Below are 13450 nucleotides of genomic sequence, written 5' to 3' on the forward strand. Positions count from 1 at the left end.
TTCACAAAGAATAAAAATCATACGTAAATATGAATGAATTTGATATAAATTCAGAAAATAAACAAAAAGAGCTTGAAGATCAACTAAAAAAACTTCCTAAAGAAAAGTGGAAAATTTGGAGATTGATCATTGTTGGAATCATTACGCCTTTTGTTGGTCCCTATATTCCTATGAGAAAAGGAATGCTAGTTGATAGAATGGGTTATCAAGATTCTGTTTTGATGTTTGCTGCCATTTTATTAATTGCAATCCCTGCAGGTTGTTATATGCATTTTCAAAAAATCAATGATGAAATATTTGATATTGAATGTGAACTTGAAAATTTAAAACTGAATAAGCAAAAAATGGAGAGTGAAATTGTAGAGTAAAATCACAAAAGCCATAACTCTTTTGTGATTCTATTACTATCAGTATTACCTTCTAAAAACTAAACAATCCCCTTTTCTATCATTTCTAACATCACAGGCGAAGCATTTTTAAATGTCGGTTCCTGCTCGATAATACTTCCTGCATTTTTCTTATTTACTTTGAATGTTACATCATTATCAGTCGTAAATAAAAGTGCCGTCAAAAACGGATTTTTAATATAAGTTCCTAAAACCATTAAAGCTTCATCTAAAGTATGGATGCTTTCGATTTCTTCGGTTTTGTATCGCGTAGTCAAAGAGATTGAATACGTATTGTCTTCATTTAAAACCAGTCGGAAGTAAATGTTTTTGATCTCTGTATCGCCTATTGTTTTGGCAAGTGTAAGTTTGGCAAAAGTGCCGCTTTGAATGCTTTCTTTGACGCGTTCGCAAAAAAGAGCAAATATTGGTTCGTACATTTTTTTAAGGTTCTAAGGTTCTGAGGTACTAAGGTTCTAAGTTTTTAAAACCTTTGTCTATTATTTAACCGCAAAGTTCGCTAAGATTTACGCAAAGGGCACAAGGAAAAACTTTGCGTATCTCTGTATAAAATCTTTGTGCAGCTCTGTGGTATAATTTTATTTCCCTGTAAATTCAGCTTTTCTTTTCTCTAAAAATGCTGTGGTTCCTTCTTTAAAATCCTGAGTTCCGAAACATTTTCCGAATGATTTTATTTCGGTTTCAAAACCATCTTTTCCGTCTTTAAAATTCGCATTGATCGCTTTTATCGCTTTTCCGATGGCAAACGGTGCATTTTTAATGATTTTTTGAGCGATTCCATTTGTAAATTCCAAAAGTTCCGCCTGAGGTACGACGTGATTTACCAAACCATATTGCTTTGCTTCTTCTGCTCCAATCATTCCTGCAGTCATGATCATTTCCATAGCACGGCCTTTACCGACCAATTGGGGCAAACGCTGTGTTCCTCCATAACCCGGAATCAATCCTAAAGTTACTTCCGGCAATCCCATTTTTGCATTGTCTGATGCTACTCTGAAATGACACGCCATTGCTAATTCTAATCCGCCGCCAAGAGCAAAACCATTTATGGCTGCAATTACCGGTTTCTTTAAATTTTCTATATAATCAAAAAGTGATTCTTGCCCTTCAGCAGCTAATTGTGCGCCTTCGACCACTGTATAATTGGCAAACTCTGAAATATCGGCCCCAGCCACAAAAGCTTTCTCTCCGCTTCCGGTTAAAACAATAACGCGAACCTCATCATTTTTACCTAATATTTTTATTGCTTTATTCAAATCGCTAATGGTTGCTTTGTTCAGCGCATTCAGCTTTGTAGGTCTGTTTATGGTTACGGTAGCAATTTTTTCTTCAATAGAAATTAAAAGATTTTCGTAGTTCATGGTCGTGGTTTTATGAGTTTGTGATAGGCAAAGAAACGGTAAATGTGGTTCCTTTTCCGAAAGTTGATTCAAAGGTAATTGTTCCTTTGTAATTTTCGATGATGTTTTTTATAATTCCGAGCCCAAGACCCATTCCGCTGGTTTTGGTGGTGAATTTTGGCTCGAAAATTCGGCCAGTATCTAGTTTCTGAATTCCGATACCGTTGTCTTTTACAGCAATTTCAACATTATTATTTCGACGTTTTACTGTAACCAAAATAGATTTATGAAACTGACTTTCCGGAATTGCCTGCGTTGCATTTTTAACCAAATTGGTAATCACACGAATTAGTTGCGTACGATCCATTTTGGAGATGATTTCCTCTTCTTCACTTTCAAAAACAATATAATCTTCATTGAAAATATCTAACGCCAATTCCACAACTTCCACCACATTCAGCGTTTCGTTTTGTTGAGCCGGCATTGAAGCAAAATTCGAAAAGGCCGAAGCCACCGCCGTCATCGTATCAATTTGCTGGATTAAGGTTTCAGAATAATCGTTTAATTTCTGTTTCACATCAGGCGCTGTAGGATCGAACTTGCGTTGAAAACTCTGTACAGTCAAACGCATTGGCGTAAGTGGATTTTTAATTTCATGAGCGACTTGTTTTGCCATTTCACGCCACGCTTCTTCACGCTCACTTTGAGCCAGTTTTATAGCACTGGTTTCCAACTTATCGACCATTCCGTTATAAGCTCTGATCAGGAAGTTCACTTCTTTACTATTCGCTTCTAAAACAATCTTTTCGTTTTTCTGATCCAGATTAGTTTCTTCCAGTTTATCAGAAATCGTTTTAAGTGATTTTGTAATGTAAGTGGAAAGGAAATATGCCAATGCAAAAGCCACAATCAGCATAAAGGAATATACCTGACTCAAACGAATCAGGAAAGTATTCAGCTCATTATCGTAATATCCGTCATCTTCTAAATAAGGAAGATTTAATATTCCGAGGGGTTTGAACTTTTCATCTTTTATCAAACTATAAGACGATCTGTTTTTAACTCCGTCAATCGTTTTAATATCAACAAAACGCTTTTCAATAGACGAACGAACCAATTTCAGTATATAATCCGGAACCGGAGGCGCTACTTTATCAACTGCAAAAGATTCTTTCGAGGATTTCAACAGTTTTCCGTCAAGGCTATAAATATTGATTTCGATTTTGTGAATTTGAGCCAATTCGTGGATTTTATCTTTAAAAATCAAATCTAGATTAGCGGTTTTTAAAGGATAAGTTGTAGTCGAAAGCACGTAATTGATGTGTTCTTTTACGGCGTTTTCTTTACGCTCCAATCGTTCCTGATGGTATTCTTTGGCTTCGTTCTTAAACTGAATAATCGATATGGAAGCCAATAAAAAAGATGCCACAACAATCAATACAATCATCGACAGGAAAATCCTGGTACGAAGTGAAAGCATTGACATTTTGAAGTTGTTTAGCATAAATTTAGTTTTCAGTCGCAGTCGCAGTTTTCAGTGTCAGAGTGTAAACTGTGACTGAAAACTGCGACTGAATACTATTTCTTTTCGCGAATTCGTTTATAAAATCGGAATCCCAACATGATTAAAACCGAGAATAAAACAATTCCGATTACACCGAAAATCCAGTTGATGGCGCTTTTTAAAACTACTAGAAACACTACGGCAAATAAAATAATTGTAGCGCCTTCATTCCATAAACGCATGAAATTATTGGAATATTTTATCTCATCATTTTGCAATTGCTTGAAAATTTGATGGCATTTTAAATGATACAAATACAATAAGAAAACGAAACACAATTTTACATGCATCCACGGCATTTTGAGCCAGGCGTTTCCTAAATCGGTAAAAAACAACATCCAAAAAGCAAAAATACTGGCCAAAATTGCTGATGGCCACGTAATAATGTACCACAAACGGTAGGCCATTATTTTATACTGTGCCTGCAAAATTTCCTTTTCAGGAGATGGTTTTTCGTTGGCTTCGATTTGGTACACAAACAAACGCACAATATAAAACAATCCCGCAAACCAGGTTATTACAAAAATAAGATGTAATGATTTTAAGTAGTTATAATATTCCATTGACAAAGTCTTTGTTCTTTATTCTTTACTCTATTTTCTATTATTTAGCCCAGTCGTTAATCCAGTTACTCACGGTCTGACACCACTCATCATCATCATTCAAACACGGAATCGCTAAAAATTCTTCGCCTCCCTGTGCTTCAAAATCTTCTTTGGCGCGCATTGCAATTTCTTCCAGAGTTTCTAAACAATCAGACACAAAAGCGGGTGTTACAACTGCTAATTTCTTGATCCCTTTCCCTGGCATTTTATCAATTTCAACATCGGTATAAGGTTCCAGCCATTTATCTCCCGCCAAGCGAGATTGAAAAGTCAAGCTGTATTTATCTTCTGGAATTCCCAATAATTTTACTACTTGTTTGGTTGTTTCATAACATTGATGACGGTAACAGAAATCATGCGCCGGCGAAGGCGTGTTACAACAAGAACCATCAATTTTACAATGTGACTTGGTTACATCTGTTTTGCGGATATGACGTTCCGGAATTCCGTGATACGAAAATAATAAATGATCATAATCAAATCCAACTAGGTGTTTCTGAATCGAATCGGCTAAATTCTTGATGTAGTCTGGTTTGTTGTAAAACGCAGGGACATCGGTAAAAGTCATGTGTGGGAATTTCTTCTTGCGGATTTCTTCTGCTTTAACTAAAATTGTCAAAGTTGAAGCCATTGCGTATTGCGGATACAATGGAAAAAGCATCACTTCTGTAACTCCTTTATCGTGCAATTCCTGTAGCCCTTTTTCGATTGTCATCGTTCCATAACGCATTGCCAAAGAAACTGGAACATTTACCAAAGGCTGTACTTTTTTCTGCATTCTTTCAGACAGTACCACTAACGGAGAACCTTCTTCCCACCAGATTTTAGCATATGCATGTGCTGATTCTTCTGGTCTTTTTCTTAGGATAATACCACGAACTAAAAATGCTCTCAACAAATACGGAACATCAATCACATATTTATCCATTAAAAATTCGTCTAAGTACGGTTTTACATCTTTGGTAGTTGGACTTTCCGGAGATCCTAGGTTTACTAATAATACGCCTTTCATTCTTTTTTTGCTTTAGGCTTTAAGCATTAGGCTTTAAGCTTTGTTTTTGTTTTAATTTTCGGCAAAAGTAGAAATTGCTACTTTTTAGAAATATGATATTTATTACTTTTTAGTTATTGAGAAATATCTAAAATCGATTTGCTGAGTTTTTTTGCTTGCAGATTTCGCAGATTCAGCAGATTTTTAATTCGTGCTAATTAGTGAAATTCGTGGCAAACAAACTTAAACATTCGTATTAATCGACATCAAATACTTCTTTGGAGTTGTGGCAAACTTTTTCTTGAATGCCGCGATGAAATGGCTTCCTGTGCTATAACCGATTTTCAATCCAACTTCGTTTACATTATAAGATCCGCTGTCTAACAGTTTTCGCGCAAAATCCATTTTATAATCGAAGAGGAAACCGTAAACAGTATCGCCGTAAATTTGTTTGAAACCCATTTTGAGTTTCTTCAAATTCAAACCAATTTCATCTGCCAGTTCTTGCAATCCGGGTGGTTCGGCCATATTGGCAATTATAATTTCTTTTGCTTTACGGATTTTCAAGACGTTATCTTCATCAATCAAAAACGGACATTGTTCTGCGTTTGGATCTTCGGTTCGATTGAAATACAAACTCAACAATTCGTATCCTTTTCCCTTATAATAAAGGTTTTTTATCGATGGATGAAGGTTGTAATGAAACAACTGACTCAGCACAATAGCCATAGAAGGACTAATATTTCCTTCGTTATAATACTTTTTGTCCTTATTATCAGGACTTAAAAAAGTAATATAATCTGCTTCCGCAGAAAACAACGCATGAAATTTCTTGATTGATACAATAACCGAAATTACCCAGGAATTTGGAGCGAGTTCTAAATTCAGCGGTAATTCTTTCTGTGGATTATACAAAAGCAGCGATTTCTCTTCTTTCAAATCTAAGGCATAACTACCTTGATTAAACAAAAATTTGGCATTGCCTTTTATCCCGAAGTGAAACTGTATCAGACCACTACCAACTTCGTGTTGTCCAAAAAATGGTTCTGAACTGTCGTTTTGAAAACGGATCAGCGTAAAGTCGTCTTCAATTTTTATAATTTCCTGAGAACTCATAGCGATATTTTTTTGAAACTAAAATCATAGCCAAAGAGAAATGTTATTTAGAATCACTCTAAACAAATCATTTCAAACAACTTGATTTTGCTACAAAAATAATGCTTTTTGCATAAAAACAGTCGTTTAGAAACAAAAAAACATGTAGCGATACAAATAGTACTTTGAGCGTTACTTTTGTAAACAGTATAATGATAATTTTGTTGCACTTTTATGAAAGTGAATTTATGGAAAACAATAATGTACCGAAACACCTATATTTTTATTCAGTTGGTCTGAGTTATAAAAAAGCTGATGCTGAGGTAAGAGGTCAATTTAGTTTGGATGCCGTTGCCAAAACGCGTTTGCTGGAACAAGCTAAAACAGAAGGAATAGAAAGTTTAATTGTCACTTCGACTTGCAACAGAACCGAAATCTACGGTTTTGCTGAACACCCTTTTCAATTAATAAAACTTATTTGCGATAATAGTAACGGATCTGTAGATGCTTTCCAAAAAGTGGGATTCGTTTATAAAAATCAGGAAGCTATAAATCATATGTTTCGCGTAGGAACTGGTTTAGACAGTCAGATTCTGGGCGATTTCGAGATTATTTCTCAAATAAAAACTAGTTTCACACATTCTAAAGCAATGGGATTGGCCAATACTTTTATGGAAAGATTGGTAAACGCTGTGATTCAGGCGAGCAAAAAAATCAAAAACGAAACAGAAATTAGTTCCGGAGCAACTTCGGTTTCTTTTGCATCCGTTCAATACATTATGAAAAATGTAGAAGACATTGGAAACAAAAATATTTTACTTTTCGGGACAGGAAAAATCGGAAGAAATACTTGCGAAAATCTTGTAAAACATACTAAAAACGAACATATTACTTTAATCAACCGAACCAAAGACAAAGCTGAGAAACTGGCTGGAAAATTGAATTTGATTGTTAAGGATTATTCGGAACTTCATTTAGAACTTCAAAAAGCAGATGTTGTGGTTGTCGCTACGGGTGCACAAAACCCAACGGTTGACAAGGCTATCTTAAATCTTAAAAAACCTTTATTGATTTTAGATCTATCGATTCCGAAAAACGTGAATGAAAACGTTGAGGAATTAGAAGGTGTAACTTTGATTCACATGGATTATTTGTCGCAATTGACAGATGAAACTTTGGAAAACAGAAAATTACATATTCCGGCTGCTGAAGCAATCATTGAAGAAATCAAAGAAGAATTTGTAGTTTGGATGAAAGGCAGAAAGTTTGCTCCAACCATCAATGCTTTAAAAGAAAAACTGAACGCGATTAAAGACTCAGAATTAAACTTTCAAAGCAAAAAAATCACTGATTTTAATGAAGCTCAGGCTGAAATTATCAGCAACAGAATCATTCAAAAAATCACTACCCATTTCGCAAACCACTTAAAAGACGACGACACCATGGTCGATGAAAGCATCGAATGGATCGAAAAAGTCTTCAAAATAAAAGCATCTTAAAAATAAATTTTCCACCATATAAGTCATATAAGTTCATTCAATTATAGTTATTTACGCAATGCTTAAATTTACTTATATGACTTATATGGTGAAAAAAAATAGAACATGGCTGAAAAAACAATCAGAATAGGAACTCGCGATAGCGAATTGGCACTTTGGCAAGCACACACTGTCGAGAAAAAACTAAATGATCTGGGGTATAAAACCGAGATTGTTGCCGTAAAATCTACAGGTGATATTATTTTGGACAAACCGCTTTACGAACTTGGCATTACCGGAATTTTTACTAAAACGCTGGATGTTGCCATGATTAATGGCGATTGTGATATTGCTGTTCACTCTATGAAGGATGTTCCAACGGCATTGCCAAAAGGAATTGTTCAGGCTGCGGTTTTAGAAAGAGCCAATGTTTTAGACATTTTAGTACACAAAGGAAATCCGGATTTTGAAAAACCAAGTACAATTGCAACCGGAAGTTTGCGTCGCCAGGCATTATGGTTCAATAAATATCCTAACCATACGGTGGTTGATTTACGTGGAAACGTAAACACACGTATGCAAAAATTACAAGACAATAACTGGGATGGAGCTGTTTTTGCCGCTGCAGGTTTGGAGCGAATTAACATAAAACCAGAAAATTATATCAATTTGGATTGGATGATTCCCGCGCCGGCACAAGGAGCAATGCTTGTTGTGGCAATGGAAAATGACAATTATACTTTAGACGCACTTTCGCAGTTAAATCATATTGAAACGGAGATCTGTACTTATATCGAACGTCAGTTTTTGAGAACGCTGGAAGGTGGCTGTACGGCGCCAATTGGAGCTTTGGTTACATATAACGAAGACGAAGACACTTTACATTTTCAAGGTGTTTTGCTTTCTGTTGATGGAAAACAAAAACTGGAAATTGAAAAAACCGTAGATATTTCAGAATGGAAAAAACTGGGATTTTTCGCTGCACAGGAAATTCTAAACAATGGCGGAACCGAGTTGATGCAATCTATTAAAGAATCTCTTAAAAAATAATGGCAAAATCAATTCAGATATTATCCACAAAAAAGCTATCGGGCGAACAAAAAAAGGCATTAACTGATGCTAATTTAGATGTTATTGATGCCGATTTCATTCAGACTCAAAACAAATCATTTGAACTAAAAGACCTCAACGAAAATCTAATTTTCACAAGTCAGAATGCCGTTCACAGTATTTTATCACATCCAAAAGCGGAAGAACTGAAAAGTAAAAACGTTTTTTGCGTTGGTTTAAAAACGAAGATTCTTTTATCAGAAAGTGGCTTTAACGTTGTGGCTTACACGGGTTATGCTTCAGATTTAGCCGAAATTATCACTTTGATTTACCGTAACGAAAGCTTTACTTTTTTCAGCGGAAACCTTCGCAGAGAAACTTTACCACAAGCTTTAAAAGAAGCAGATGTAAAGTTCAACGAAATTCAGGTTTACGATACATCATTAACACCTCAAAAAATAAAAACAGCCGTTGACGCGATCTTGTTTTTCAGTCCGTCTGGCGTTGAAAGTTATTTGAAAGACAATACCATCAAAAAAGAAACGTGTTTTTGCATTGGAGAAACCACTGCAGACGCCTTACATAAAATTACCAAAAACATCATCATCGCAGATCAGCCAACAGTTGAAGATGTGATTGAGGATGTAATTATTGAATACAGCAATAAGCTTTAAGCCTTAGGCAATAAGCAACAAAAAATAAAGACAAACAAACGCTTAAAGCCTAAAGCTTAAAGCCTAAAGCAACAAAAAAATGTTAAAAAACGACCTATTTTTAAAAGCATTAAAAGGAGAAACTGTTCAACGCCCGCCAGTATGGATGATGCGTCAAGCCGGAAGATATTTACCAGAATTTATTGCTCTACGTGATAAATATGATTTCTTTACCCGTTGTCAGACTCCGGAATTAGCCGCAGAAATTACTGTTCAGCCAATTCGCAGAATTGCTCCGGATGCAGCAATTTTATTCTCAGATATTTTGGTTGTACCTCAAGCAATGGGAATCGAAGTTTTAATGAAAGAAAATTTCGGTCCGTTTTTACCAAATCCTATTCGTTCATTGGCTGATGTTCATCGCGTTTACGTACCGGACATTCAGGAAAGTTTAGGTTATGTTATGGATGCCATTAAATTGACGAAAGAAATGCTAAACGACGAAGTGCCATTAATTGGTTTCGCTGGTTCGCCTTGGACAATTTTCTGTTATGCTGTTGAAGGAAAAGGCTCTAAAAGTTTTGATACTGCAAAAGGTTTCTGTTTTTCAAACCCTGCTGCGGCACACACTTTATTACAAAAAATTACAGATACGACTATTTTATACTTAAAAGAAAAAGTAAAAGCGGGAGTTGATGCCGTTCAGATTTTTGATTCCTGGGGCGGAATGCTTTCTCCGGTTGATTATCAGGAATTCTCATGGAAATACATCAACCAGATCGTTGAAGCTTTGGCTGATCACGCTCCGGTTATTGTTTTCGGAAAAGGATGTTGGTTCGCTCTTGGCGAAATGGGTAAAAGTAGAGCTTCGGCATTGGGTGTAGACTGGACTTGTTCAGCTAGAAATGCCCGTTACTTGTCTGGTGGAAACATTACTTTACAAGGAAATTTTGATCCATCAAGATTGCTTTCTCCAATTCCAACCATCAAAAAAATGGTTCACGAAATGATCGACGAATTCGGAAAAGATAAATATGTTGTAAATTTAGGTCACGGAATTTTACCAAATATCCCTGTAGATCATGCTAAAGCGTTTATTGACGCGGTTAAGGAATACGGACAATAGTTATACAGTATTCAGTCTCAGTTTTCAGTCTCACTTTAAAGCTGAAAACTGTGACTGCGACTGAAAACTCAAAAGATAATGCTCAACAAAGGCCTAAGAGACGAAGAAAACATCAGAATTGAGAATACTCTCAGGACTTTGCACACACTTATTTTTGTGCCTAAATTTTGGAATGCTGAAGACACTAGTCTTATAGATGAGCAACTCAAAGGTTTTGGTTTAAGTCTGCAACGAACAATTGAAATACCCGAAGAAGAATTGATTATTCTACTTCAAAGATGTCAATTAGACTGGAACCAACAGGAGCAATTTGCAGATATTCTAGTTGGTTTATCACAAGAAAAGCAATTTGATTTTTTAGGAAAAGCACTTGCTATTTACCAATACATTCAGCAAGAAAGCAAGGTTTTCTCCTTCGGAATAAATGCCAAAATCGCCTCAGCTAAAAACAAATAAACATGAGTTTTACAGATTGGAAAATAGATCGAATTGAAGATGTTACTGCCGAAGAATTTTTCACGTTAGTAAATAAAAACAAAAATCACATTCACAAAACTTTTCCGGTGACATTAGCTAATTCTGATTCTTTAAAGAAAGCAGAAGGCTTTATGGCTGTCAATCTTGAAAAAGAAAAAAATAGCGAAGGCTTTTATTTTTTCGCAAGAGACATCAAAACCAATGACTTACTTGGTTATTTGTGCGTAAAAACTATTGATTATCGCATCTCAAAATGTGAATTAGGTTATTTTACCGATGAAGATTATCAGGGAAAGGGAATCACATCAAAAATGGTTTCACATGCAGTAGATTTTAGTTTCAACGAATTGAAGCTAAACAAAGTTTTCATCTGCACATCAGAAATTAACTTTGCAAGTCAACGAGTTGCCTTAAAACACAATTTCAAACAAGAAGGAATTTTAAGAGACGAATTTAGAAATGGTGATGGCGAATTGCAAAACACTGTTTATTTTGGATTGCTTAAATCAGAATACAATACTCATGAAAGATAAATTTTACGCATACATACAAAATCTACAAGATCAAATCTGCGCCGGATTAGAAGCTGTTGACGGAACTGCAAAATTCCGTGAAGATCTTTGGAAACGTCCGGAAGGCGGTGGTGGAAGAACACGCGTTATTGAAAACGGTGCCGTTTTCGAAAAAGGCGGTGTAAACATTTCAGCCGTTCATGGAAAACTTCCTGAAGCAATGCAGAAAATGTTTGGCGTTGGCGAAGCCGATTTCTTTGCCTGCGGATTAAGTTTGGTTTTACATCCGAAAAACCCAATGACACCAACAGTTCATGCCAATTGGCGTTATTTTGAGATGTACGATGAACACGGAAAAGTGATCGAACAATGGTTTGGAGGTGGTCAGGATTTAACGCCTTATTATTTGTTTGAAGAAGATGCAACTCACTTTCATCAAACGTGTAAAACCGCTTGCGATAAACATAATCCCGAGTTTTATCCAAAATATAAAAAACAATGTGATGCTTATTTCTGGAATGCGCACCGAAACGAAGCCCGCGGAATTGGCGGTTTGTTCTTTGATTATTGCAAAGCAAATGAATCAATGTCGATGGAAGATTGGTTCAATTTCGTTTCTGAAGTTGGGAATAGTTTCTTAGAAGCTTATGTTCCAATTGTTGAGAAAAGAAAAAATTTAGCCTATACTCCTGAAAACAGAAATTGGCAGGAAATCCGTCGTGGCCGTTATGTCGAGTTCAATTTGGTTCATGACAAAGGCACTTTATTCGGTTTAAGAACCAACGGAAGAATTGAGAGTATTTTGATGAGTTTACCTCCACATGTACAATGGGTTTACGATCATCATGCAGAAGCAGGAAGTGAAGAAGAGAAATTGGTAAATGTATTGGAAAATCCAAAAGAATGGATCTAAATATTAGTTGAATTAAGATAATAACATTACGCTCCTACGGAGCTAAAATTCAAATCGCTAAATAGTACTATAAACATAATGCTCCTCTGGAGCTTCAATTTAAAAATGGGTTTATATTTATTAAAACTCCAAAATTAATTGAGTAATTTTAATGTAATTAAGTCCCATCGGGACAACATGTTTATAGCGATTTTGTAGATTTATTTCATTGAACCCCAGCGGGGTGGCGTATAAATTTAAATCTACATCCCAGACGTTAAATTTTATCTATAAGCATAATGCTCCTCTGGAGCTTTTAAATAATGAATAAAACCACTTAAAAATCATTATTATGGAAAAGAGAAAAATGAACATTGCACAATTAGATCGCATGCATTCCGGAAAAGGATTTATTGCCGCATTAGACCAAAGTGGCGGAAGCACACCAAAAGCGTTAGCACAATATGGCGTTCAGGAAAGCAGTTTCGCAAATGACGAAGAAATGTACACGCTGGTACATGAAATGAGAACCCGTATAATTAAGAGCTCTGCCTTTAAAAGCGAATATATCCTGGGAGCTATTTTGTTTGAAAACACCATGGATCGCAAAATCGACGGACAATGGACTGCTGATTACTTGTGGGAAAAGAAAAACATCGTTCCGTTTTTAAAAGTCGATAAAGGGCTTGCCGATCTTGCGAATGGCGTTCAGCTGATGAAACCGATTTCTAATTTAGATGAACTGTTGACACGGGCTGTAGAAAAAAACGTTTTTGGAACTAAGATGCGTTCTGTTATCAAAGAAGCAAATGCCGAAGGAATTCGTGAAGTAGTGAAACAACAATTTGAAGTAGGAAAACAAATCTTTGCAAAAGGACTTGTGCCGATCATTGAACCGGAGGTTGATATTTACAGTGCTGACAAAGAAAAATCAGAAGAAATTCTGAAAGAAGAAATAAAGAAACAGCTTAATTTACTTGATAAAGATGTAAAAGTAATGTTGAAATTGTCTATTCCGACTGTAAATGACTTTTATAAAGAACTAATGTCTGATCCGCATGTTGTTCGTGTTGTGGCACTTTCCGGAGGATATTCAGAAGAAGAAGCCAATGCTAAACTGACACAAAACCACGGATTGATCGCCAGCTTCTCACGAGCATTGTCTGAAGGTCTTTCTGCTGGCCAGTCTGATGATGAATTTAACCAAAAACTTGATAAAACCATAAAAGCGATTTACACCGCTTCCATTACATAAAAATA

The 13450-nt window shown here is 35.8% G+C and carries 15 protein-coding genes; 9 read left to right on the forward strand and 6 right to left on the reverse strand.

Annotation, left to right across the window (positions count from 1 at the left end):
* The first annotated feature begins 29 nt into the window (after positions 1-29).
* Positions 30-368 (forward strand): hypothetical protein, encoded by a 339-nt coding sequence (locus tag AC6CH4_RS21495; RefSeq protein WP_498106623.1) that lies wholly within the window; start codon positions 30-32, stop codon positions 366-368.
* Between the two features lie 59 nt (positions 369-427).
* Here the strand turns inward: AC6CH4_RS21495 and AC6CH4_RS21500 are convergent, their stop codons facing one another.
* The 6 genes from AC6CH4_RS21500 to AC6CH4_RS21525 all read right to left on the reverse strand — a co-directional run bounded on the left by AC6CH4_RS21500 (position 428) and on the right by AC6CH4_RS21525 (position 6023).
* On the reverse strand, positions 428-826 hold the full coding sequence (locus tag AC6CH4_RS21500) for a hypothetical protein (RefSeq protein ID WP_056196530.1): 399 nt from the start codon (positions 824-826) through the stop codon (positions 428-430).
* A 159-nt stretch (positions 827-985) separates the two neighbouring features.
* Positions 986-1768 (reverse strand): enoyl-CoA hydratase/isomerase family protein, encoded by a 783-nt coding sequence (locus AC6CH4_RS21505; protein WP_498106625.1) that lies wholly within the window; start codon positions 1766-1768, stop codon positions 986-988.
* 10 nt (positions 1769-1778) lie between these two features.
* Entirely contained in the window at positions 1779-3194 is a 1416-nt protein-coding gene (locus AC6CH4_RS21510) for a sensor histidine kinase (protein WP_498106689.1), read from the reverse strand.
* 131 nt (positions 3195-3325) lie between these two features.
* Positions 3326-3874, reverse strand: coding sequence for a CopD family protein (locus tag AC6CH4_RS21515; RefSeq protein ID WP_498106627.1), 549 nt, complete (start codon positions 3872-3874; stop codon positions 3326-3328).
* 40 nt (positions 3875-3914) lie between these two features.
* Positions 3915-4928, reverse strand: a complete 1014-nt coding sequence (gene hemH / locus AC6CH4_RS21520; protein ID WP_498106629.1) for a ferrochelatase — start codon at positions 4926-4928, stop codon at positions 3915-3917.
* Positions 4929-5150: 222 nt separating this feature from the next.
* On the reverse strand, positions 5151-6023 hold the full coding sequence (locus AC6CH4_RS21525; protein ID WP_056247889.1) for a helix-turn-helix domain-containing protein: 873 nt from the start codon (positions 6021-6023) through the stop codon (positions 5151-5153).
* Positions 6024-6250: 227 nt separating this feature from the next.
* On the opposite strand from AC6CH4_RS21525, the gene hemA reads away from it, so the two are divergent.
* The 8 genes from hemA (at position 6251) to AC6CH4_RS21565 (ending at position 13445) form a co-directional block, all read left to right on the forward strand.
* Positions 6251-7501 carry a glutamyl-tRNA reductase gene (gene hemA, locus AC6CH4_RS21530; protein WP_498106631.1) on the forward strand — a complete coding sequence of 417 codons (1251 nt, stop codon included), beginning with the start codon at positions 6251-6253 and terminating at the stop codon, positions 7499-7501.
* 105 nt (positions 7502-7606) lie between these two features.
* Positions 7607-8530: a hydroxymethylbilane synthase gene (gene hemC / locus AC6CH4_RS21535; protein WP_498106633.1), complete on the forward strand. Its 924-nt coding sequence runs from the start codon at positions 7607-7609 to the stop codon at positions 8528-8530.
* Entirely contained in the window at positions 8530-9204 is a 675-nt protein-coding gene (locus AC6CH4_RS21540) for a uroporphyrinogen-III synthase (RefSeq protein ID WP_498106635.1), read from the forward strand. The genes hemC and AC6CH4_RS21540 overlap by 1 nt, the downstream gene beginning before the upstream one ends.
* Positions 9205-9283: 79 nt before the next feature.
* A complete protein-coding gene (gene hemE, locus AC6CH4_RS21545; RefSeq protein WP_192186598.1) occupies positions 9284-10309 on the forward strand; it encodes a uroporphyrinogen decarboxylase in 1026 nt (341 codons plus the stop codon).
* A 78-nt stretch (positions 10310-10387) separates the two neighbouring features.
* Complete coding sequence (locus AC6CH4_RS21550; protein ID WP_498106637.1) at positions 10388-10765, forward strand: hypothetical protein; 378 nt, start codon at positions 10388-10390, stop codon at positions 10763-10765.
* A gap of 2 nt (positions 10766-10767) precedes the next feature.
* Entirely contained in the window at positions 10768-11319 is a 552-nt protein-coding gene (locus tag AC6CH4_RS21555) for a GNAT family N-acetyltransferase (protein ID WP_498106639.1), read from the forward strand.
* Complete coding sequence (gene hemF, locus AC6CH4_RS21560) at positions 11309-12211, forward strand: oxygen-dependent coproporphyrinogen oxidase (protein WP_498106641.1); 903 nt, start codon at positions 11309-11311, stop codon at positions 12209-12211. The genes AC6CH4_RS21555 and hemF overlap by 11 nt, the downstream gene beginning before the upstream one ends.
* Positions 12212-12557: 346 nt before the next feature.
* Entirely contained in the window at positions 12558-13445 is an 888-nt protein-coding gene (locus AC6CH4_RS21565; RefSeq protein WP_498106691.1) for a fructose bisphosphate aldolase, read from the forward strand.
* Positions 13446-13450 lie beyond the last annotated feature (5 nt).

The organism is Flavobacterium sp. GQ95, assembly GCF_059758655.1.